Source organism: Streptomyces sp. NPDC086989 (assembly GCF_044745505.1).
Taxonomy (GTDB): Bacteria; Actinomycetota; Actinomycetes; order Streptomycetales; family Streptomycetaceae; genus Streptomyces.
Genome location: NZ_JBIVAL010000009.1, coordinates 20,581 through 42,158 on the forward strand (window position 1 = coordinate 20,581; position 21,578 = coordinate 42,158).

A 21,578-nucleotide genomic window follows, 5' to 3' on the forward strand; every position below is an offset into this window, starting at 1 on the left:
CGGCGCCGGCCGGCGTCCGCGCCGTGCCGGGCCCGGCGTCGTACCCGGTACTGTCGGCTCGTGCACGATCAGCGAAACCACGGCCAGGGCGTCGACGGCGGGGCCGGAGGGGGCGACGCGGTGGTGTTCGTGTGCGGGGCGTGCGGCGTGCCGCTGACGGGGCCGCTCACCAGGCTGCCCGCGGTTCCCGAGGCTCCGCACTACGCGTGGTGGGAGGCCGATGAGCCGGGACCGTCCCCGGCGACCGTGCCGGCGGGCTGCTATGCGATCGAGACGGAACCGTACGGTGCGCCGCTGGTCGTCGCCGACGTGCCCGGGCCGGTCATGCCGCGCCACGGAGAGCACTCGGACGTGGAGGGGAGGCCATTGGTTTCGCAGGGGCCACGGGGCAACATCGTCATCAATCCGGACGACGCCCGCGGCCTGCGGCTGCGGCACGCGTCGCCCGCCTGCTGCGGGGCGACCCCGGACGGCGGAATGAACCAGCTGTGCGCCTGCGGGACCCTCGTCGCGACCCTGTGTTCCGACTGCTGCCTGCCGTACGAGCTCCATCTCTCCGCCGACCGCGTCCGCGCCGTGCGCCCTGCGGACCGGCCGGCCCCGTAGGCCCGGCGGCTCCCCTCCCGGTGAGCGGTCAGCCGCCGGTCAGGAGGCGGGCCGCGTTGCTGCCGAGGACCAGGTCGCGGACCGCCGGATCGGTGACGGCGGCCTCGACCGTGTGCCGCGCGGCGACCACGTCTCCGTAGGGGGTGTTCGACCCGAACAGACACCGCTCGGGCAGCTCGCGGACCGCGGCGCGCACGGCGAACACCTGCAGGGCGCTGGAGAGGTCGATGTGGAGGTTCGGCGTGTCCAGGGCCAGATCGACCAGCTCCGGCCAGTTGAATCCGCCGAGTGCACCGACGACGACCGGGACCGTGCGGTAGCGCGCGGCCAGCGAGGCGTACGTCCGCAGATCGTCGGCGGTGTTCGGCGCGAAGCCGTGGAGCAGTACCGGCACTCCGCCGTGGTCGGCGCTGACGGCGAGCGCGGGCTCAATGAGGTGCGCCCGGCCGGGAGCGGGGGTCAGTTCGCCGATGCCGACGAAGCCGGGGCGGGCGAGCAGGTCGTCCAGCCGGGCCCGCGTCCGGTCGGCGGGCGTGTCCAGGCGTACGGGCGCCAGCGCGACGCTCTCGCCCGGATGGGCCTCGACGGCATCGCGGAGTTCGTCCACCGCGGCCTCGAACTCGTCCTCGTGACCGGCCTCACCGCCGACTACCGCGAGCAGCCGGGCGAACTCCGCCCGCAGCCCGTCGAGGGTCGTCGGCGCTTCGGGATGGATGCGGGTCGACTGCAGAACCGTACGGCCGACACCGGCCTGCCGTGCTCGGGCCAACTGGGCCGGAACGTCGACCGTGACGTGCGCGTGAAAGTCGATGATCATGGGTGCACGCTAGACTTTGACACCGGTGTCAAGGTCAAGTCCGGGCGCGAGGGGGATGGTTGTGCGGGTCAGCGAGCTCGCTGAGCGGACCGGGGCCAGCACTCGGGTGCTGCGGTACTACGACGCGAACGGGCTCCTGCCCTCCCAGCGCCTGGCGAACGGCTACCGCGACTTCCCCGGGCAGGCGGTCGAACGGGTCCGCCGCATCAGACTGCTGCTCGGGATCGGACTGAACCTCGAGGACGTCGCGCAGCTGCTCCCCTGCTTCGCCGAGGACGGCAACCTCACCCCGTGCGACCGGGCCCGGGATCGGCTCCTCGGCCAGATCGCGGACATCGACGCCCGGGTGTCGGCCCTGCTGGAGACCCGGCGGATGCTGGTCGACGAAGTGCGGCGGTGGGATCGGGCCCCGCACTGAGCGGGCGTGGCGGTGTCACCGCAGCGCTCGCCTCCCGAGGCCGGTCCTGCTCCCTTCCGGGTGAAAAGTTCGGGGAGAGGCCGCCGCACCGGGGGAGCACGACGCGGGTGTGCGGGCCCGTGAAGGTCGAAGTCCGCGTGCACGCCCGCGCTGACGGCGCCGCCTGGAGCGGCTGGTCTCCCGCGTCCACGAAGCAGTGCCAGACCTGAACGCGGCCCCCGCTCCCCCGGCGCGACTCGTCCCCGCCCTGAGACCGTCAGGACGAGTGGGGCGGTCGTGGTGGCGGGTGCACCGGCGGCCGTAATGCCCGGGCGAGCTCCTGGGCGTGGCCGGTGAAGGGGCCCAGGTCGGTGGCCCGGGCGTAGGCGGGGTGGTCACGGTGGGCCGCGAGCCGCTCCAGGGCCCGCAGACCGTAATAGGCGGACGGGCCCGCCCCCGCACCGGGCGCGGGGGCGGCCGTACCGGCGGCGACGGACGGGAGGATCTGCTCGAACAGCGTCTGGCAGGCGCGGATGCCACGGAGCATGACCTGGTGGTGGCGGTCCTCGGGGCCGAGGGGGAAGCGGAGTTCGGCCAGGACGGGGCCGGTGTCGATGCCGGCGTCGACCTCGTGTGCGGTGGCACCGTACTCGGTGTCGCCGTGCAGCAGGGCGAACAGGACGGCCACGGACGGCAGGCCGCGGTGCCGGGGCAGCAGCCCGTTGTGGATGTTGATGATGCGCAGGTCCCCCGTCCGCAGCAGTGGCTCCCGGAAGATCTGCCGGTTGTTGAGCGACCAGACGATGCCGTCGGTGCCGGCTCGGGCCAGCGTTGCGGCGTGCGCGTTGATGTCCGCCGCCGCGAGGTGGGGCGCGTCGGCGGCAGCGGCGTCGAGTGGATCGGCGGAGCAGACCAGGTCGACCGGGTGACCACGGGTGGCGGCGTGGGTGACGGCGCGGCGCAGCAGGGCTCCTTCTCCGACGAAGATCACGCGGTGGCCTCCTCGCGGACGAGGGTCAGGTGGGCGCAGACCTGTGCGAGCGTCAGGTCCCGCACCATGCAGTCCAGGCGGCCCGTGAACCGCCGGGCCTGGTGGGGGGTCAGCAGGTCCGAGGAGACGGCGGTGAGCATCTCGACGAGGGCCAGGGAGTCTCCGCCGAGGGCGTGGAAGTCGGAGTCCGCCGACAGCCGTGCGCCGTCGACGCCGAGGATCTCCGCCCAGTGGTGCCGGACGCGCGCCTCCAGAGTGGCGGGCGCGGATTCGTGCGGGGCGGGTGCGCCCGGCACGGCGCGGGCGAAGGGGTCGGGGAGGGCGTCGAGATCGGTCTTCCCGCTGACGGTGCTCGGCAACGCGTCGACCACGACGACGTGTGCGGGGACGAGGTGGGGAGGGAGCGTGCGGGCGAGACCGGCCCGCAGGGCGTCGGCCAGGTCTGCGGCCCCGCCGGGGTGGTCGGGGTGCGGCACGGCGTACGCGCACAACACGGCCGACGTCGAGTGCGGGCGACGGCGGGGCACGACGAGGGCCCGGTGGACGGCGGTGTGGGCCTCCAGGGCGGCGACCACTTCGGCGGGTTCGACGCGGTGTCCGGCGATCTTGACCTGGTCGTCGATGCGCCCGGCGAACTCGATCGCGCCGTCGGCCAGTCGGCGGCCGAGGTCCCCGGTGCGATAGGCGCGGATACCGTCGGGGCCGGTGGTGAAGGGGGAGGGCCGGCCGTCGGAGGGGCCGTCGGCCTCGCCGAGGTAGCCGCGGGCCACCTGGACCCCGCGTACGACGATCTCACCGGTGCGGCCCGTGTCCCCCGGGCTGCTGCCGATGATCTCGCCGTCGTCCCCGACGAGGTCCACCCGGGCGTACGGTCCGGGGAGGCCGATCGGGACGGTTGCGCCGCTCTCGGTGCCGTCCACGGTGTGGGCGAGCACGGCGACGGTCGCCTCGGTGGGCCCGTACGCGTTGACGACCCGGCATCCGGCCCCGAACGCGGTGCGCGCGGACCGTACGGCGGCGGGGGTGAGGGGCTCCCCTCCCAGCAGCAGGGTGGTCAGCGAACGTGCGGGCTGACTGGCCGCGGGCCCGAGGAGGGCGAGGTGGGAGGGGGTGAGCGCGAGGGTGTCCGCCCGGTGTTCGGTGACGAGCTCGCGCAGCGCGGCGGGCGAGGGCGTGCCGGGCGCGAGCACGGTCGTACCGCCGGCCAGCAGCGGCAGGAAGAGCGGGAAGCAGGAGATGTCGAAGGCGTAGGAGGAGGCGAAGCCGAAGCGGGTGCGCTCGGTGACGCGGACGATGTCGGTCATCCACCGGACGAAGCCCATGAGGCTGCGGTGCTCGATCTGCACGCCCTTGGGGCGGCCCGTGGAACCGGAGGTGTGGATCACGTAGGCGAGGTCCGAGGGGGTGGGCCGCATGGCCGCCGAGGTGGTGGGTCCGGCGGGACCGGCCGCGTCGGCGTCCGCGGCACCCGCTGCATCCGCGTCGGCCACGCCGGCGGCGTCGGCCGCGTCGGCCGCGTGGGAACCGTCGAGGAGGTCGTCGACGGCCAGCAGGATCGCCCCGGACACGAAGGGGGCGAGCTCGTCGGCCAGGTGCCGTCGGGTCAGGCACAGCGCGGCGGCGCAGCCCTGGAGGATCTCCCCGATCCGCGCGCCGGGATGGGCCGGGTCGAGCGGCACGTAGGCGGCGCCCGCCTTGAGGACGCCCCACAGGGCGCACACTCCGGCGGGCGTGCGGTCGACGACCAGTGCGACCAGGTCCCCGCGTCCGATGCCACGCCGCCCGAGCGCGGCCGCGACCGCTTCGGAGCGCCGGTCGAGTTCGGCGTACGTGACCACGCCCTCGGGCCCGTCGAGGGCGGGTGCACCGGGGGTGCGGGCGGCCCGGGCCCGGAAGACGTCCACGACGGTGGGCTCGGGGGCGGCCGGTTCCGGCTGCGGTTCGGGCTCCGGTTCGCGTGCCGGTTCTGGTTCCTGCTGCGGTTCTGGTTCTGGGTCCCGTTCCGGTTGCGGTTGGGGTTCCGGCTGCGGTTGCGCGGGTGTCGGGGCGGGGCGCCGGGCCTCGACGTCCAGCCGGTCCCGGTGGACCGCCGCCGGGTCGGCGAGGGCGGCCAGTGTCCTGTCCAGCAGGTCCGCTGCACGGGCGGCGAGGTCCGGGCCGGCGCCGCGGACGCCGAGCGTGATCTCGGTCGTCCTTGCGGTCTCGGCGGCGACGAACGAGAGCGGCACCAGCGGGGCGTGCACCGGCAGCGCGAACGCCGCGGACGCCGTGAAACCACCGCCGGAGAACTCGTCGAGGTCCAGGCGGCCCAGGTGCGAGACCACCGCCGAGGCGAGGTGCCGGTCGGTGCGGAGCGTCAGGGCCTGGGCGGTACGCAGCACGCCGGCGGTCACGGCCGACGGCAGCCGCGACAGGTTCGTCTCGAACCCGGCGGCGAGCTCCCGGCCCTCGGCGAGGGCGGTCAGGAGGTGGGAGTGCGCGGCCGTCCAGTCGGCCCCGGGGCGCAGGTCCAGGAACAGCGGCAGGCTCAGGTTGCCCGTCGCCGCGATCCCGGGGCGGTGGCGGCGCAGGTCGACCGGGACCATGACGCGGGTGTCGAGCCGCGCGGCGTCCGTCAGCGCCTGGGCGAGGCGGGCGGTGAGCGCGGCATGGCGCCCGGGCAGGGAGCGGCGCAGCCACAGCGTCCGGGCCGGGGCGCCGCCGCCCGCCGTTCCGAGCGGGGAACGCCGGGCGGGCCCCGGCGTGGGACGCGGACCGGTGCGGCCCAGTCGGCGCAGCAGCTCGGCGTCGGTGTCCGCGTCGAGCGCGGGTTGGGGGGCCTCGCCCCTCAGCGCGCGGAAGACTTCCCGCACCCAGGTCAGGGCGCCGTGACCGTCCATCACGGCGTGCGAGGCGCTGAACACGACGGTGGTCGGTGTCCCGTCCGCGCCCGAGCCGGAGCCGGCTCCGGGCACGACGAGTACCTCGCAGCCGGGCGGCTCCGCTCCCTGCAAGGACCTGGTGGACCTGGTGGACCGGATGGGCCGGGTGGGCCGGGTGGACCGGATGGGACGGGTGGGCCGGGTGGACCGGATGGGACGGGTGGGCTCGGGCAGCACGATCGTCCCGTGCACCGCGTCGGCGGGTGCGCCGGCACGCGGTTCGGCGTACCGCACCCGCGGCGGCGGCCCTTCGGCGCTCCACATCGAGCCGGCGCGCACGAGCGAGGACCCCGGGCATGCCGTGGCGGCCCGTGCCAGCGCTGCCTGGAAGCGTCCGCGGTCGGGTGTGCCCTCCCCCTCGACGACGATGCGCAGGGCCATGGCTCCGCGCGCGTCCCCGGCGGCGAGGTAGAGGCGCTCCGTGGGGGAGACCGGCCGCCGGTAGGGCGCGGCGACGACCGCGTCTGCGGCCTGACGGAATGTCATGACGGGGAGTTCCCTTGTCCGGTGGGGTCGGGTGCGGTGCGCGTCGCGGGTGGGCGGGCCGCCGCGGGGGAGGCGGTGGAGGCCGCCGAAGGGGCGGTCCAGGCCGTGACGCCGCCCTGCGCCGTCACCCACTCGTGCAGCGCCCGCAGTCCTTCCACCTGGCTGCGCGGAGCCGTGTAGCCGAGGTCGTACCGGGCGGCGGTGGCGTCGTACGTTGCCGAACGGGTCAGCAGCGCCAGCATGTAGCGGCTCATCGGCGGCCCCGACTCGGGGCCTCGGCCCCTGCTCGCGCCCGTGGCCCGGCGGCGCAGGTGCCAGCCCGTCTCGACCGACGCGGCGATGGCGCGGCCGAGGCCGAGCGGAATGCGCGGGGCGGGCGGGCGGCAGCCGAACAGGGCGCCCACCTTGGCCAGGAAGGGCCACAGGTCGGTCTCCTCGCGGTCCACGACGAAGTAGGCCCGGCCGCCGACCCGCCCGGCGGGGGCTTCCGCGGCGCGCAGGCAGGCGTCCACCGCGTTGTCGACGTGGCACAGCGACACCAGGACCCGCTTGCCGCCCGACAGGTCGGGCAGCCGGCCGCGGCGCATGGCGTCGACCGTGCGCGGCAGGAAGCCGGCGCGGTCACGCGGCCCCCAGATGGCGCGCGGGCGCACCGCACAGGTGGTGAACTCCGGTCCGTCGGCCGCCCGTACGTACTGTTCGGCGATCGCCTTCGTCTCGCAGTAGTGGTTGAACCACCGCTGTGGGTACGGGGTGCTCTCGTCGATGCCGAGGCGGTCGCCCTCCCGCACCCGCATCAGCGCGCTCGGGCTGGAGACAAACACGAACCGCCGCGTCCCAGCCGACCGCGCGGCCGCCAGCAGCCGCAGCGTGCCGGTGACGTTGGCCGCCTCGAACTGAGCGCGGCTGCCGTGGTCGACGGCCCGTGCCGCGCTGTGCAGCACCGCTTCGCAGCCTTCCGCCGCACGGCCCAGTGAGCCGCCGTCGGTGAGATCGCCGGTGACGACCTCGACGCCGGGCAGGGAGCGCAGCCGTACGGCATCGCTGCCGGGCCGTACGAGGGCGCGGACCTGATGGCCTTGGCGCAGAGCGCCGTCGACCAGGTGCCCGCCCAGGAATCCGGACGCGCCGGTGACCAGGATCTTCACAGCGTCCGCCCCCGGGTGCCGGGCCTCGGACGGGAGAACAGCGGGGCGGGCCGGTTCTGTCGACGCTCGGCCCAGCGGGCCAGCTCCTCGCGGCCGATCTTGGCGTTGTGCCGGATGTCCACGGGGAAGCCGGGGTGGCGTACGAACTCCCGGAGACCGGTCGTCGCGGCGTGCGCGTCGGCCATCGCGCGCAGCTCTGCCACCAGCCGCCGCCACCCGCTGTCGTCGAGGGCCGCGCCCTGCGCCGCGGTCTCGACCTCCACGCAGACGACGGGCCGTTGTGCGCCGGGCCGCCCGATGCCGACCAGGGCGGTGCGCCGGACCAGGGGATGGGCGTTGAAGACTCCCTCGCAGCGCACGGTGTGGAGGTCCCGGAACTCGGTGCGCACGCGCTGCGCGGCGCGGCCGCAGAACCACAGCCGTCCTTCGTCGTCGAGGCGGCCGAGGTCACCGGTGCGGTGCCACAGGCGCGGGGCTTCGCCCCCGGGTCGATCCTCGGTCGCCTTGTGCAGGGCGTCGCAGTGCGGTGCGTTGTGGTAGCGCCCGCTGACGGAGTCACCCTGGACCAGGATCTCGCCGATGTGCCCGGCCGGCAGGGTGCGGGCGGGGTCCAGGCGGGCGAGCGGCCCGTCGGTGACGGGGGCGATGGTCACACGGGTGCCGGGGACGGGCCGGCCGACGCACGTCCCCTCGCCCGCCGCGGACCGGGCCGCGGTACCGCCGCGTACGCGGCCGGAGTCGCCGTCGCCGTCGCGGTCGCGGTCGCGGTCGCGGTCGCGGTCGCCGAGGATTTCGGCCGCCTCGATGGAGGTGATCGGCAGCACCTCCGTGGCGCCGTACGTCACGTGGATCCGCGCCTTCTCGTCGAGTACCCGGCGCAGCGTGGCGACGACCGCATCGGGTACCGGGGCCCCGCCGGACACCACGCAGCGCAGGTCGGGCAGCGGGTGTCTGCCCCGGGCGGCGCCGGTGAGGTGCCCGGCCAGGTTCCGCAGCAGGGCGGGCGAGGCGAACACGGTGGTGACGCGGAACCTTTCCAGCGCGTCCACGAGCAGCACCGGGTCCGCCTGCGCGACCCGGGCGGGAGCCAGGGGCGCGAGCACGAGGGTGGAGCCGTAGACCAGGTCGAGCACCCCGTAGAAGGGTTGCGTGATCAGCGAGACGTCGTCGCGGGTGCGGCCGTGGACGGCCTCTATCTGGCGGGCGATGGACAGGGCCATCCGATGGGTGTACTCGACTCCCTTGGCCGGGCCCGTACTTCCGGTGGTGAAGCCGATCATCAGCAGGTCGTCACCGTCCGTCGGTGCCGTCCCGTCCGGGCACGAGGTACTCGCGGCTCCGGTTCCGCGCCCGGCTGCGGGCGCGGCGCGCAGTGCGGCCAGGGTGTGACCGCGGCCGAGGCGGCGGCGCCCCAGGGTGATGGGAACCCGCACTCCGGCGAAGGTACGGCGGCCCAGGACGCGCACGAGCTGGGCGAGGGGCGGCCCGATGAACGCCTCGGCTCCCACGGCCCGGTAGCAGTCCAGCATGCGCCGCACCCCCATGCCGGGATCCACGACGACGGGCACGGCCCCGACCCGGAACAGCGCGAAGACGAGCGCGAACAGCTCCGGTCCGGGCGGGGCCATCAGCACCGTCTTGGTGCCCCGGGTGATCCCGGCGTACTCGAATCCGCGGGCCAGTTGCTCGACCGTCGCCTGCAACTGCCCGTAGGTGACCGTGCCGTACGCGGAGCCGCGGCCGAGGGGGTGGATCACGGCCGGCTTGTCGGGAAAGGCACGGGCGTTGCGCTCCAGCCACCCGGGCACGCTGCCCGTGGCGCCGCCGGTCTCGTGTCCCCCGGGCAGCTCCGCGGGCTGGCCGCTCGGCTCCTCCCCCGTGTCGTTCCGTCCGGTGGCCGGGCTCGTACGACGCACCGCGCTCACCATCCCTCGGGCCGGTAGGCGGCACATGCCGCGCTGGGTCCGGCGCCGGCGGACACGAACAGGAACCGGTCGTAGTCGTCGCGGCGTGCGCCGTCCATCGCCCGGAGGTAGCCGAGGACGGGCGCGGCGGTGTGCGGCTCTCCCCCGGCCCCGGACCTGACCCCGGGAGCGTCCCCGGTCCAGGTCCCGGCCCGGGCCCCGGTGCCGGCCGTGCTCGCGGCAGTGCCGGCGGACGGGCCGATCACCAGGGTCCGTTCGAGGTCGAGGCCGAACTCCTGCGCGTACTCGGTGACGGCGCGCGCCGCCAGCTCGGTCAGCCGCGCCCGGTGGCCCGGTTCGCGCCTGACGGTGATCGTGGTCCGCCCGCGGGTGCCCATGGTGCCGGTGTCGAGGTAGCCCTCCACGTCGGTGGGCCGGTCTGCCGTGTAGTGGCGCACCGGCCCGAATCCGGCTCCGGGTTCGGCGCTGCGCTCCAGCAGGAAGGCACCGGCCAGGTCCGCGTACGGGTAGCCGGTGTCGCGGTCCGCGTCACCGGCCGGGTGGACGTCGGCCGCCGTGATCAGCAGGCGCTCGGTGCTTCCCGTCTCCAGCAGCGCCTGCCCCACCTGGACCGCGTTGAGTACGCCGCAGGCTCCGTTCATCAGGTCGAACGAGAATCCCGCCGCCGGCTCGGGGTCGGCGATGTAGTCGAGGTTGATGCCGATCTCCTTCTGCACCAGGGCCGCCATGGCAGGTTCGAAGGTGTTGTGCTCGCGGTAGACGCCGACGTTGACGAGCACGCCGACCGACGAGGCCGGCACTCCCGCACGGGCCAGGCAGGCTCGGGCGGCCCGGCCGGCGAGGTGCACGGCGGATGCCGGTGCCCGGGTGGGGCTTTGCGGCGCGGTGGCGGGGGCGGCCGAGGCGGGGACAGCGGTTTCGGCGGCGGTGATGATCATGCCCATGACTCACACCCCCACGTTCGTGAGGGTCGCGGACAGGGCACCGGTGACCACGCCGGAGGCCGCCGGCACCAGCAGGAACGTGGCCCCGCGGCGGGCGGTCCCCGCCCGGAGGTGTTCGCGCAGCGTCAGGAAGTGCGAGGTCGTGGCGGTGTTTCCGTAGCGTTCCACCACGGAGAGGGAGGTGGGCATGGGGGTGGCGAACTCGTCCTCGGCCATCGCGTTGGCGTAGTCGATGAAACGGGTGCCGACCTGATGCTGGATCACGTAGTCGAACCCCTCCCCGGCGAACGACCGCCCGCCCTTGGCCAGCAGGTCTCCGTGGAAGCGCGGCCACAGCCTGAGCCGGTCGCGGTTGTGCATCTTCTTGTTGTCCGTGTAGAGGGCGATGCCCCGGGTGCGGTCGCTCGGCATGCCCATGCACAGGTGGGAGTACTCGGAGCAGGTCATCAGCTCGACGTAGTGGATGCGGTCCCCCGGATCGGTGGACACGTCCATGACGACCGCGGCGGCCGAGTCCCCGACGGAGAGCGAGGCGAACTGCGGGTCGTAGGAATCCGTCATCTCCCGTGCGGCGGTCTGCGCGACGCGGGTGGCCTGCTCGCCGCTGACGACCAGACCGCGCCGCACCGCACCGGAGCGGATCATCCGGTCGAGCAGCCAGACCCCCGTCATCATTCCGGCGCAGGCGTTGGAGACGTCGAAATGGATGGCGGAGCGGGCGCCCAGCTCACTCGCCAGCATGGCGGCGAAGGACGGCTCGAACGTGAAGCGATCGCCCTGTGTGAAGCGGGTGATCGAGGCGGAGATGACGATGTCGAGGTCGGCGGCCTGGTAGCGGGAGGACGCCAGCGCGTCCCGGGCGGCGGCCAGGGCCATCCCGAACGAGTCCTCGCCGGCGGCCGGATCGGGGTCGCACACCCGCCGCTCGGCGATCCCGGTGATCTTCTCGATGTCCGCGTCGCCCAGCCCCGGGACCAGGGCGGCGAGTTGGGGGGTGGTCTGGACTGTTGCGGGAAGCCGGGTGCCTAAGGAGGCTATTCGGCTGTATGCGGTCGTGCTCATGTGTGTCGTTCTCCGTGGCGATCCGCCCGGTGGGCATGGGGGTGCCGGGGCGGTGGATGACAGAGGGGCGCAGGGTGCGTCCGGGAATGACGGACAGCGAAGTTACCGTAACGTACGGATATCTCACCGGACGCCCAGAGCTCCCCATATGCGGAAGATACGGTCGGATACCGGCCACCCGACCCCGCTGCGACACCGGGTCGCGGCAAGGCCTGCGCGCCTCCCCACACGACGCACGCGCTCGAAAACCTGTCCGGAAGCATTTGGTCCGCTCACGCGGCCAAGGCCGCGGTTTGGAGACCTCCGCCCGGCGGGCCATCCAGGCTTCGGCCGCGGCGCGGTCGAGCCGAGGTTGCGCCGGTGGCGATGACCGCCCCGGCGGCAGGAACGGCCACGGCGGCCTCCGGCCAGCCGATGGCCGGATCGCCGCTCAGGCCGACACCGCAAGAAGCAAGGCGAGGGAAAGTGCTTCTGCGGATGCGGCGTTCGGAGGCTGCGCCTTCCCCGTGGAGCACGGCCTGGCCTTCACCCGGTTCGCCCCGTTGACGGCGCCACCGTGACCGTCGTCGTCCGGATCGTGGAGGTCACCTGGCCCGCCTGCGTCGACGCCGCACGCTTCCACGCGCCGGCGGACGCCGACCTGATGGTGCTCCACATCCCGGGCCACGAGGCGCCGGGCGTCGCACAGGCGCCCATACCGGACTGCTGGGTCGCGCCCCTCCCGACCGCGTCCCCGGCACGACGGTGGAACACCTCGCCACCGAGGCCCGCGAGCATCTGCCGGCCGCCGGAGCCGACCGGCCGGGGCACCCGCGCTGCCGCACCGGGCGCCCGGTGCGGCAGGGGCGACGGGACGTCGTGGCGGCCGCCGAAGGTGCCGAGCTGCTCGTCCTAGCGCGGGACGGCGGCCGCACCCCCGTGGGGCCGCACAGCCTCGGACGCGCCGGCCGGTTGATCGTCGACCACACCCCGTGTCCCGTCCTGCTGGTCCGGCCGAGACCGCGCCCGCCGCCACCACCGCTCGCCGCACCACCACTCACCACACGGACAGCTCTGGGCCGGACGCCCCCAGTCCCTCGCCGTTCAGCGCCCCATCGACCCCACCGCCCCGCGCAGGTCCGTCAGGAAGGCCGTGGCCGCCGGGGACGGGGTGGTGCCGTGTTGCGGTGGCGGCGTAGACCTTGCGGTGGGGCGGGTCCGCCGGGTCCACCGGGACCAGGGCGATGGCCGCCCGGGCGGCCCCGGCTGCGAGCGCCGGCAGGACCGTGACGCCGAGGCCCGCCGCGACGAACCCCAGCCTGGCCGGCAGCCCTTAGGATCCGGACGATATCGAGGGTGAGCCGTACGTGCACCGGAGTTCGTGCACGGATATGCAAGGGGTGGTGACCGATGCTGGTCCAGGTTGACTGGGGCGTGATCACGGCGGGGGCGGTACCGGGCGATCTGCTGAGATTCCGGCCCGAGACGGCGGCCCGGATATGGCCCGACGGAGACGGCGCGCGTTTCGCGACGGAAATCGGGATCCCGCATTCAGGAGGGCTCTTCCGGATTCTGGAGGAGCTGGTGGACCGGGATCCGGAAAATCCGGACAGGGCCTTTGCCGAAGGGCTGGATCCCGAGCCGGTGGACACCCCGCACGGCAGATTGCAGCCGCTGGGGAAACTCTTTCAGGGGGACGTGTTCGTCCGCCTCGGCGACGGGACGATCTGGGTCTGCGACCCGGATTCGGAGATCGAGTACGAGCTGATCCACCGGGACGTCTCCTCGCTCAGCTACCTCGTCTACAAGTTCGCCGTGGAGAAGCCCGGTCCCGAGGAGCGCCCGGACCCCTACGACTGGGCCGCCGTCGAGGAGATCGTCCGTGAGGGCATGTCCCGGTGGGACCCTCTGCCGTTCGAGAGCGGTGCGCAGTTCTGGGAGTCGTTCCTCGACTCCTACCCCATGCTGTGACGGCGCAGCCGACGAACGTGACGGAAGACGTGTGATCTGGGCTGCGGCCCCGCCGGACCGTATGATCAAGCGATGTCTGACATGACCGAAACTACGCCCGGCTGGCTGACCAGTGATGAGCTGGACATGGCGCGGGCACGGATGCCAATCCTGTACGTCGAGGCGGTCCCCGTACGCGTGGACGACACCGGCGAAGTCACCAGCATCGGGCTGCTCCTGCGGATCGGGACGGACGGAACGATCAGCCGCACCCTGGTGTCCGGCCGTGTCATGCACCATGAACGGGTCCGTGACGCGCTGCTGCGCCACTTGGAGAAGGACCTGGGCCCGGTGGCCCTGCCCCGCGTCCCCACCTCGCTGCAGCCCTTCACGGTCGCCGAGTACTTCCCGACGGCGGGCGTCACCGCCTACCACGATCCGCGCCAGCACGCGGTGTCGCTCGCCTACGTCGTGCCGGTGACGGGTGACTGCCGTCCCCGGCAGGACGCCTTGGACCTCGTCTGGTTCAGCCCCCAGGAAGCGGCTTCGCCGGCCGTGCAGAACGAGATGCCCGGCGGCCACGCGGTGCTGCTGAAGCAGGCCCTCGCGCATGTGGGACACACGTACTGAAGTCGTAGCCCACCCGGTCCGCCGAAAACACCGTGCGGGCATGCCGAGAGGTTCGGCATGCCCGCACGGTGCGTGGCCGGTGCGCCCGACCGGTCACACCAGTTCGGGCTCCCGTTCGCGGCGGGGACGCGGCAGCTCCACCGGCGCGGCGGTCCGCTCCCACTGCCTGGTGGTCCGTACGTAGCCGTAGACCACCGAGGCCACCGACAGGATCAGCAGCGGCCCGAAGACCCACGGGTACGTGGCCATCTCCACCGACAGGTAGCGGTACGACGTCAAGAGCGCGGCGAAGACCACGGCGCCGTGGACGACCAGCCGGATTCCCGGCCGGTCCCAGCCGCGGTCGTACGCGCGCAGCGCCGTCTCGATCGTGACGGTGAACACGATCCCGGCGATGATGTCCGCGCCGTAGTGGTAGCCGAAGCCCAGCGTGGCGCCGAGCGTGGCGATGAGCCAGAGCACGCCGGCGATGCGCAGGGCCCACGGGCCCTTGCGGGAATGGATGAAGATCGCGGTGGCCCACGCGGTGTGCAGGCTGGGCATGCAATTGCGCGGGGTGACCTCGTCGAAGAGCATCGGCTGCGGGGTGCCGACCTGCGTCGGCGTGTGCGGCCACAGGTCGGCCACGGCCCAGTGGCCCCCGTCGCCACCGAAGGCGAAGATCGGTCCCACGACCGGGAAGAGCATGTAGATGCCCGGCCCGAGCAGCCCGATGGCCAGGAAGGTGCGCACCAGGTGGTGCCTCGGGAAGCGGCGCTCGGCCGCCACGTTGCGCAGCTGGTAGAGCGCGACGACGACCGCCATCACGGCGAGCTGGATGTAGACGAACTCGAGGACCCGGAAGCCGACCGTGCCGGTGGCCTCGACGATCCGGCCCGCCACCCATGACGGGTTGCCGAGCGCGTGGTCCGCGGTCGCCACGTACTGGTCGAGCACCATCGGGCGCGTCTTCGACGTGATCAGCAGCCAGGTGTAGCCGGTCTTGCGACCGGCCACCAGCAGCAGGGCCAGACTGACGCCTTTCAGGAGCAGGGCACGGTCCCGGCCGGTGCGGCGCGTGACGGCGATGACGGCACAGGCCAAGGTCACCAGCAGCGCGCCGTTGCCGTACATCATCTCGGCGCCGACGGCCCACCGCACGAGCCAGAAGACGAGGTCGATGCCGATCGCGGCGCCGACGGCGATGAACCGCTGCCGCCAGCCGAGTACCACCATCACCAGCGCCATGCCGGCGTACAGCACCGTCCCCGAGCGCGGCGCGAAGACCACCTCGCGCGCCTGGTCGGTGATCGGTCCGGGTACGCCGTAGCGGCGGGCGGCGATCTCCAGTGCGACGAGGAACCCGAGGGCCAGCACACTGGTCGCAACCCACAGCACGACCCGTGGTTGACGCCACGCGGCGGGCTTGTCGCCGCCGCCTATCCTTGAGATCACTCGCGATGCCCTAGATGCCACTTCTTCAACCGATATTCATATTTACGCTCGATCAGTATGAGAACGAACATGGTAGATGAGCGGGCGCGCGCCGTCGGCCGCGGGTACCTCCCCGGACGGTCGGGGTCCGGGGCGCTCCGTTGCGGGGGCCGTGCGATGCCTCCGCAGCGGCACGCCCCGGGGCGCGGGCGACCGCGGAGACGCGACCGGGCCGGGGCCGGGGCCGGGGCCGGGGCATAGAACCGGTAGCGCGTCCGGCCCGCGCGAAACGGCTCGCCGGAATTCCCGAGGACGGGAAATCGGGGCCGCCCCGTATTCCTTTGGACGAGCCGTTCGTCGCGCCCCCGATATCCGTCTCCACCCGCTCACGGACCGTGGACGCATGAAGGGCCGGCCACCCGTCGCGGGCGGCCGGCCCTTCCTGTGCGGCGCGCCTCAGGGCCGCCGTCTACCAGCGATACCAGCGTCCGCCACCGGTTTTCGGTCGCGCCACGAAACCGAGCAGCCATAGGACCAGGATCGCAATGGCAACCCACCACAGGATTTTCAGCGCGAAACCCGCACCGGCGAGAAGCACGATCAGCAGAAGAACGAGCAGCAGGGGAACCATGACGACCAACCTCCGAGGAGTCGAATGCCCTCGTCGAATGCCCTCGACTTCGCGGACTACACGCCCGACTCTTCGGAAGATCCCGGCGCCCGGAGTGGCCCGGCTCGCGGTGTGACGGCCCCGTCACCCGTTGCACGGCCGCAGCCACTCGGCCCCGCGGGTGCGCGGAAGGAAGGCGAGCCCGGCAGGGGTGCCGGGCACTGAAGCCGGGCCCCCGTTCCCGACCGGCGTCAGGAGACGCGCTTGAGGGTCCAGGCGTTGTTGTTGAAACCGGAGTTCGGCCAGGCGACGCAGCTGCTGCTGTAGTACGAGGCGGTCTGCACCCAGCCCGCGGGGTAGTAGGTGGAGCCACAGGCCTGGACGACGGTGCCCACGGGCAGGCCGGTCAGCTGCTTGATCTGCTTGATGTTCGGGTTGAAGTTCTGGGTGCCGCAGCTCGCGCTGTAGCCCCAGCTGACGTCGACGTACCCGGCGGGCGTGGCGGTGTTCGCGCAGGTCGTGGTCACATCACCCGGGGCCGCCTGGGCGGGGGCGGCCGTGAGCGCGAACATCGCCGCAGCACCGGCGAAGGCCATGGTGGCGGTACGCAAACGGGTCATAGGGGTCTCCTTGGATCCGAAAACTACATGTCGGGAACGGCAGCTCATTCCTATGGCTTGATCGAGATCCACGACAGCGGGTTTCCGGACGGGAAGATCACGCCACGCCGCGGGCAGGGCGGCATGTCCGCGCCTGTCACCCGCAGGCCTCCACGGGCGAGGCTGCGGACGGCAGTTGACAACGTTTCAGTTGCGGGAGGCGGCAGTCCGGCCAGAAGCCTTCCGCAGCGGTGCGACATGTGAAATTTTACATGTCACACATCAGCTGCCCGCGTGTCCCCGCACGCGGCCACAACGGCCCCGGAGGCCCCCACAGATGCGTCCCTTCCGGATATCGAGGGTCAGCGCGCGCAGACTTCCTGCGCTCGGCGCAGCCGTCTTCCTCACGCTCGGCCTGTTCGCACCGCAGAGCCAGGCCGCCACCGTCGGCGCCACGGCCCGGGCCGGTGCGGACACCCGGGGAACCGCGGCTCCGGCGCCGCGGTCGATCCCCGTCCCCAAGTCGCCCCACGCGATGGACAACAGCTCCCGCTTCCGGATCTCCTCGCAGGACGGTGCCGAGGAGTCCGCCCCGGCTCCCGCCCCCACCGCCAAGCCCCTCAGGGCCGACCAGGCCGACAGGACCGGCAAGCAGTCACCGGCCGCCGCCGGGGACGGGTGCGGCGACCTCTCCGGCGTGATCAACGCCACCGGCGCCGGGTTGGTCCGGGAGCTCACGGCCCTCCCCCGGATCACCTGCACCTACCCGCTGTTCAACCTCACCGGGAACGACGCCCGCAAGGCCTTCCGCGAACCCCAGATGGTGACCGTCGCCGACGCCCTGCGCGACGCGTCCGCCGGCTACACGGGCGACAACCGCGCCGCCATCGGGCAGTTGGTGCTGTTCCTGCGCGCCGGATACTACGTACAGGACAACCACGCCGACGTCGTCGGCGACTACGGCACGGCGCTGAACGGCGCGGCGCTCAACGCACTGGACGCCTTCTTCGCCTCCCCGCACGGCAAGGACGTCACCGACGCCAACGGCGAGATCTTCAACGAGGTCGTCACGCTGATCGACAGCACCCACGCGGCCGGCCGGTACGCCGGCGTCGTCAAGTGGATGCTCGCCGGCTACGACGGCACCTGGCCCGGCCAGATGAACCTCGCCATGCAACACGTCGAGTGGGTCGTCGAGAACGGCTTCAAGGCCAAGGACGACGGCCGCGGCTGGCGGGCCGCCCTCAAGGCCGACCCCGCCATCCTCGACACCTGGGCCGGCTTCATCACGCGCAACGGTGCCCAGCTGAACCGCCTGGACGTCGTCAGCAACGTCGGACGCTACCTCGGCTACGCCCTCGACGTCCCCGAACTCAAGGAGCGGGTCCGGCCGCTGCTGAAGGACCTGATCAACCGCTACCCGAACGTCGGTCCCACCGCGCCGATCACCATGAACCTGGGCTGGTACACGCGCGAGTACGACAAGAACAACTGCGCGGCCTACGCCATCTGCGACCTGGGGGCCCGTGTGCTCCCGGCGGTCCTGCCGATCCAGCACACGTGCAGCCCGGGCCTGAAGATCCGCGCCCAGGACATGTCCCCCGGCCAGCTGGCCTCCACCTGTACCAGCCTCGTCAACGAGGACGCCTACTTCCACCGGGTCATCGGCGACGAGGGCGCGATCCCCGGTGACCTGAACACCGACCTGGAGGTCGTCGTCTTCGACGACTACACCCAGTACTCGCTGTACGCGTGGGCCATCTACGACATCGATGTCAACAACGGCGGCATGTACGAGGAGGGCAACCCGGCCGCCGCCGGCAACCAGGCCCGCTTCATCGCCCACGAGGCCGACTGGCTCCGTCCGGCCTTCCAGATCTGGAACCTCAACCACGAGTACACCCACTACCTCGACGGCCGCTACGACATGGCCGGGGACTTCGAGGCCGGCATGACCACGCCGACCGTCTGGTGGGTCGAGGGAATCGCCGAGAACATCTCCTACGGCTACCGGGGCGAGCGCAACGCCGACGCGATCCATGAGGCCGGCAAGCAGACCTACAAGCTCAGCGAGCTGTTCGACACGGTCTACGACCAGGACCCGGACCCCTCCGTCAACTCGAACCGAATCTACCGCTGGGGCTTCCTCGCGGTCCGCTACATGCTCCAGGCGCACCCCGCCGACGTCCGGACCGTGCTCGCCAAGTACCGCACCGGCGACTGGAACGGCGCCCGCACCTTCCTGAAGCAGACCATCGGCACCGGCTACGACGCCGGCTTCGCCACCTGGCTGACGACCACCTGCGCGACCGAAGACTGCGGCCCGCTGCCGCAGGCCGCGTCCATCCCGCTCTGCACCGGGGGCGACCCCCGCCAGTTCGACCGGAACTGCCGCCGGGACGGCCTCGCCGCCACCGCCGGCAACTACAGCTACCACTTCATGTACCTGCCGGCCGGCGTCAAACAGCTGACCATCACCAGCAGCGGCGGCACCGGCAACGCCGACCTGTACTACGGCGGCGGCAGTTGGGCCACCACCGGCAGCCATCTGGCGAAGTCCACGCACGCCGGCAACGGTGAGACCCTGACGATCGACAACCCGCCGTCCGGCTGGGTCTACTTCAGCCTCGCCGCCGCGCAGGACTTCAGCGGTGTGAGCGTCTCCACGCAGTACGCGTGAACCTGGTCCGCCGGGGCCGGCCGGCCCCGGCGGACGAGAACCCGCCGCACCCGGCCGGTTCCCGTCAGCTCACGGCGGCCGGGGAGGATCCGCCGGGGACCAGGAGGCGGGGTCCGCCCGTGCCGTCCGCCGGGACCGACCAGATGTCGGCGGCTCGCCCCTCGCGTCCCGGCAGGGCGTACCCGACGGTCCCTTCGTCCAGCCAGGCCGCCTGGTCGTCGACGCCGCGCGTCTCCGCGAGTGGGTGTTCCCGCAGGTCCGCCAGGTCCAGGACGTACAACCGCCAGGGATCCGCGGGGTCTTCGGATACCTTCTTCTTGAAGGCGACGCGGGTGTCGTCAGGTGACAGGGACGGGCATTCGACGTTCTCGCGCAGGGCCTTCGCCGACCAGTCGTGCAGGTTCCCCTCGACGAGGTGGGTGCGGCCCTTGGTCGACACCGTGGCGTAGAAGCGGTTGTCGTCCTTGGCGAAGGTCACTCCCCAGTAGTTGACGTCGGGGGCGTGGTATCGGGTCCCGTCGATGGTCAGCGGGATCTCCTCCATCGATTTGATCAGGTAGCCGGTGCGCAGGTCGAGGATGGAGGTCCGGGTGGAGAAGGCGGTCGTGGCGTAGGAGTCGCCGGTCGCGAAGACCGTCCAGGCCAGCACGTTTCCGGAGGCGGAGACACGGGCCCGGTTCGGAATGCCGGGTACGGTCACCCGCTGGACCTCCCGCAGTCGGCGGTCCAGTACGAGGGCCTGGGTGCGGGCCGGGATGCCGGGCAGCTTGCGCAGGCACAGGGCGCGCTCGCCCGCGGCGTGGAAACGCTCACAGGCGGGGCCTCCCGGGACGGGCGGCCCTCCGGTGCCGCTCCGACGGACGACCCGGCCGGTGGCCGAGTCCCGGTAGTAGAGCCCCGGTTCGGCCAGGCTGAAGGATCCCTCCGCGGCGGCCGTGGGCAGTTCGCGGTGCCTGGCGTGCAGTACGTAGCCCAGGGAGCCGCCCCCGAGGAGCATGACGGCGAACACGACGAGGGCGAGGCGGCGGAGCTGTGGCGGTCGGTTCACGGTGCCTCCGGGGAGTCGAGGGCGGGCACGGCGGCGGATGCGGATGCCGGTGCCGGTGCCGGTGCCGGTGCGGATGCGGATGCGGATGCGGATGCGGATGCGGATGCGGGCAGGATGCGCCAGGCGGCCGCGAGAGCGCCGGCGAGTGCGAGCGCCGCGGCCCACAGTGCGGGTCCCTGCCCCCAGAAGGTCCAGGCGGCCCCGAAGCCCGCGGCGCCCAGCAGCCGGGCCAGCGCCTGCCCGGTCTGGAGCACCGCGAGCCCGCCGGCCCGGCGGTGCCCGGGCAGTACGGGACCGGCCAGCGCCATCAGGACCCCGTCGGTGGAGGCGTAGAAGGCGCCGAGGAGTGCGGGCACGGCGGCCACGGCGAGCCGGCCGACGGGGAGCAGCAGGACGGCGTACGCACCGAGCAGCGCGGCGTGTCCGGCGAGGAACGGGAGCCGGCGCCCGGTGCGGTCGGCGATCCGGCCGACGGGGACGGCGAGCAGCAGGTATCCGGCGGCGGCGCCGAGCGGCAGCAGCGGGAAGAGGGCGGGCGGCAGGTCAAGGCGGCGCTGGAGGAGCAGGTAGAGGAAGGAGTCGCCGATGGTGGCGGCTCCGAGCAGGCAGGCGGCGTACAGGATCCGGCGGAAGACCGGATCGCGAAGTGCCCGGTACTGAAGCGGAGTTGACCGGACCGGTGGTGCGGCTGCCGCGGCAGGGACGTACAGGAGGAGCAGGAGCACGCCCAGCAGACCCGTACAGAAGCTGACGGCGAACACGGCGTCGTAGGCGTCGGCGGTGGCCCACAGTACGGCGAAGGCGGCGAGCGGGCCGAGGAGCGCGCCGGTGGTGTCCATGGCCCGGTGTACGCCGAACGCCCGGCCCAGTGTCTCGGGCGGTCCGCTGAGGGAGATCAGCGCGTCGCGCGGGGCGGTGCGCACGCCCTTGCCGAGGCGGTCGGCGGCGAGCGAGGCGGCGATGCCCGCGGTGGCGCCGCCGGCGAGGAGCAGCCCCAGCCGGGACAGCGCTGACAGCAGGTAGCCCGCGCCGGCGACGCGCTTGTGGCGGCCACCGCGGTCGGCGAGGCGGCCGCCGAGCAGGCGCACGAGTGCGGTGGCTCCGTTGAACATGCCGTCCAGGAAGCCGAATTGGAGCGGGGACAGGCCGAGACCCAGAACGAGGTAGAGCGGCAGCACGGCGGTGACCATCTCGGAGGAGACGTCCGTGACGAGACTTACCGCGCCCAGCGCGATGACGGTGGCGGGGACGCGGCGCCCGGGCCCCCCGGGGGGGGGGGGGGGGGCCCGGCGGGGGGGGGGGGGCCGGGAAATAAATGGGCGCGGGATTTAGGGGGGGGGTGCGTTGACGCGCCCGCGGCCGCGCCCGAGGG

The 21,578-nt window shown here is 73.0% G+C and carries 18 protein-coding genes; 6 read left to right on the forward strand and 12 right to left on the reverse strand.

The features are described 5' to 3' along the window. Window positions 1-60: 60 nt before the first annotated feature. Window positions 61-606 (forward strand): hypothetical protein, encoded by a 546-nt coding sequence (locus ACIPK4_RS22505; protein WP_402315257.1) that lies wholly within the window; start codon window positions 61-63, stop codon window positions 604-606. A 28-nt stretch (window positions 607-634) separates the two neighbouring features. On the opposite strand, the gene ACIPK4_RS22510 is transcribed toward ACIPK4_RS22505, so the two are convergent. Then, on the reverse strand, window positions 635-1,423 hold the full coding sequence (locus tag ACIPK4_RS22510; protein ID WP_402315259.1) for an amidohydrolase family protein: 789 nt from the start codon (window positions 1,421-1,423) through the stop codon (window positions 635-637). A 61-nt stretch (window positions 1,424-1,484) separates the two neighbouring features. On the opposite strand from ACIPK4_RS22510, the gene ACIPK4_RS22515 reads away from it, so the two are divergent. After that, the gene (locus ACIPK4_RS22515; RefSeq protein WP_402315261.1) at window positions 1,485-1,841 is read left to right on the forward strand and encodes a MerR family transcriptional regulator; all 357 of its coding nucleotides are present in this window, start codon (window positions 1,485-1,487) and stop codon (window positions 1,839-1,841) included. A 256-nt stretch (window positions 1,842-2,097) separates the two neighbouring features. On the opposite strand, the gene ACIPK4_RS22520 is transcribed toward ACIPK4_RS22515, so the two are convergent. From ACIPK4_RS22520 to ACIPK4_RS22545, 6 genes are read right to left on the reverse strand one after another with little or no spacing between them, the layout of a single operon-like run. Beyond that, on the reverse strand, window positions 2,098-2,811 hold the full coding sequence (locus ACIPK4_RS22520; RefSeq protein WP_402315263.1) for a formyltransferase family protein: 714 nt from the start codon (window positions 2,809-2,811) through the stop codon (window positions 2,098-2,100). After that, the gene (locus ACIPK4_RS22525; RefSeq protein ID WP_402315265.1) at window positions 2,808-6,218 is read right to left on the reverse strand and encodes an amino acid adenylation domain-containing protein; all 3,411 of its coding nucleotides are present in this window, start codon (window positions 6,216-6,218) and stop codon (window positions 2,808-2,810) included. Before ACIPK4_RS22525 ends, ACIPK4_RS22520 begins: the two co-directional genes overlap by 4 nt. Further along, on the reverse strand, window positions 6,215-7,366 hold the full coding sequence (locus tag ACIPK4_RS22530; RefSeq protein ID WP_402315267.1) for an NAD-dependent epimerase/dehydratase family protein: 1,152 nt from the start codon (window positions 7,364-7,366) through the stop codon (window positions 6,215-6,217). The genes ACIPK4_RS22525 and ACIPK4_RS22530 overlap by 4 nt, the downstream gene beginning before the upstream one ends. Beyond that, window positions 7,363-9,282 carry a fatty acid CoA ligase family protein gene (locus tag ACIPK4_RS22535; RefSeq protein WP_402315269.1) on the reverse strand — a complete coding sequence of 640 codons (1,920 nt, stop codon included), beginning with the start codon at window positions 9,280-9,282 and terminating at the stop codon, window positions 7,363-7,365. Before ACIPK4_RS22535 ends, ACIPK4_RS22530 begins: the two co-directional genes overlap by 4 nt. A 5-nt stretch (window positions 9,283-9,287) precedes the next feature. Next, window positions 9,288-10,235: a hypothetical protein gene (locus ACIPK4_RS22540; protein ID WP_402315270.1), complete on the reverse strand. Its 948-nt coding sequence runs from the start codon at window positions 10,233-10,235 to the stop codon at window positions 9,288-9,290. Window positions 10,236-10,238: 3 nt separating this feature from the next. Then, complete coding sequence (locus ACIPK4_RS22545) at window positions 10,239-11,297, reverse strand: 3-oxoacyl-ACP synthase III family protein (protein WP_402315272.1); 1,059 nt, start codon at window positions 11,295-11,297, stop codon at window positions 10,239-10,241. Between the two features lie 556 nt (window positions 11,298-11,853). Here ACIPK4_RS22545 and ACIPK4_RS22550 point away from each other — a divergent pair. The 3 genes from ACIPK4_RS22550 to ACIPK4_RS22560 all read left to right on the forward strand — a co-directional run bounded on the left by ACIPK4_RS22550 (window position 11,854) and on the right by ACIPK4_RS22560 (window position 13,856). Continuing rightward, complete coding sequence (locus tag ACIPK4_RS22550) at window positions 11,854-12,192, forward strand: hypothetical protein (protein WP_402315274.1); 339 nt, start codon at window positions 11,854-11,856, stop codon at window positions 12,190-12,192. 494 nt (window positions 12,193-12,686) lie between these two features. Then, entirely contained in the window at window positions 12,687-13,247 is a 561-nt protein-coding gene (locus tag ACIPK4_RS22555; protein WP_402315276.1) for an SUKH-4 family immunity protein, read from the forward strand. Window positions 13,248-13,319: 72 nt separating this feature from the next. After that, a complete protein-coding gene (locus tag ACIPK4_RS22560) occupies window positions 13,320-13,856 on the forward strand; it encodes an NUDIX hydrolase family protein (protein WP_402315278.1) in 537 nt (178 codons plus the stop codon). A 93-nt stretch (window positions 13,857-13,949) separates the two neighbouring features. Here ACIPK4_RS22560 and ACIPK4_RS22565 read toward each other — a convergent pair whose 3' ends face one another. The 3 genes from ACIPK4_RS22565 to ACIPK4_RS22575 all read right to left on the reverse strand — a co-directional run bounded on the left by ACIPK4_RS22565 (window position 13,950) and on the right by ACIPK4_RS22575 (window position 16,499). Beyond that, window positions 13,950-15,290, reverse strand: a complete 1,341-nt coding sequence (locus ACIPK4_RS22565; protein WP_402315280.1) for a phosphatase PAP2 family protein — start codon at window positions 15,288-15,290, stop codon at window positions 13,950-13,952. A gap of 448 nt (window positions 15,291-15,738) precedes the next feature. Further along, a complete protein-coding gene (locus ACIPK4_RS22570) occupies window positions 15,739-15,900 on the reverse strand; it encodes a hypothetical protein (RefSeq protein WP_054221111.1) in 162 nt (53 codons plus the stop codon). 230 nt (window positions 15,901-16,130) lie between these two features. Then, the gene (locus ACIPK4_RS22575) at window positions 16,131-16,499 is read right to left on the reverse strand and encodes a hypothetical protein (RefSeq protein WP_402315281.1); all 369 of its coding nucleotides are present in this window, start codon (window positions 16,497-16,499) and stop codon (window positions 16,131-16,133) included. Between the two features lie 316 nt (window positions 16,500-16,815). On the opposite strand from ACIPK4_RS22575, the gene ACIPK4_RS22580 reads away from it, so the two are divergent. Beyond that, the gene (locus tag ACIPK4_RS22580) at window positions 16,816-19,158 is read left to right on the forward strand and encodes a collagenase (RefSeq protein ID WP_402315283.1); all 2,343 of its coding nucleotides are present in this window, start codon (window positions 16,816-16,818) and stop codon (window positions 19,156-19,158) included. A 64-nt stretch (window positions 19,159-19,222) separates the two neighbouring features. On the opposite strand, the gene ACIPK4_RS22585 is transcribed toward ACIPK4_RS22580, so the two are convergent. Together ACIPK4_RS22585 and ACIPK4_RS22590 are read right to left on the reverse strand one after the other, a co-directional pair. Continuing rightward, window positions 19,223-20,206: a hypothetical protein gene (locus tag ACIPK4_RS22585; protein WP_402315285.1), complete on the reverse strand. Its 984-nt coding sequence runs from the start codon at window positions 20,204-20,206 to the stop codon at window positions 19,223-19,225. Further along, on the reverse strand, window positions 20,203-21,396 hold the full coding sequence (locus ACIPK4_RS22590) for an MFS transporter (protein ID WP_402315287.1): 1,194 nt from the start codon (window positions 21,394-21,396) through the stop codon (window positions 20,203-20,205). The genes ACIPK4_RS22585 and ACIPK4_RS22590 overlap by 4 nt, the downstream gene beginning before the upstream one ends. Between the last annotated feature and the right edge of the window lie 182 nt (window positions 21,397-21,578).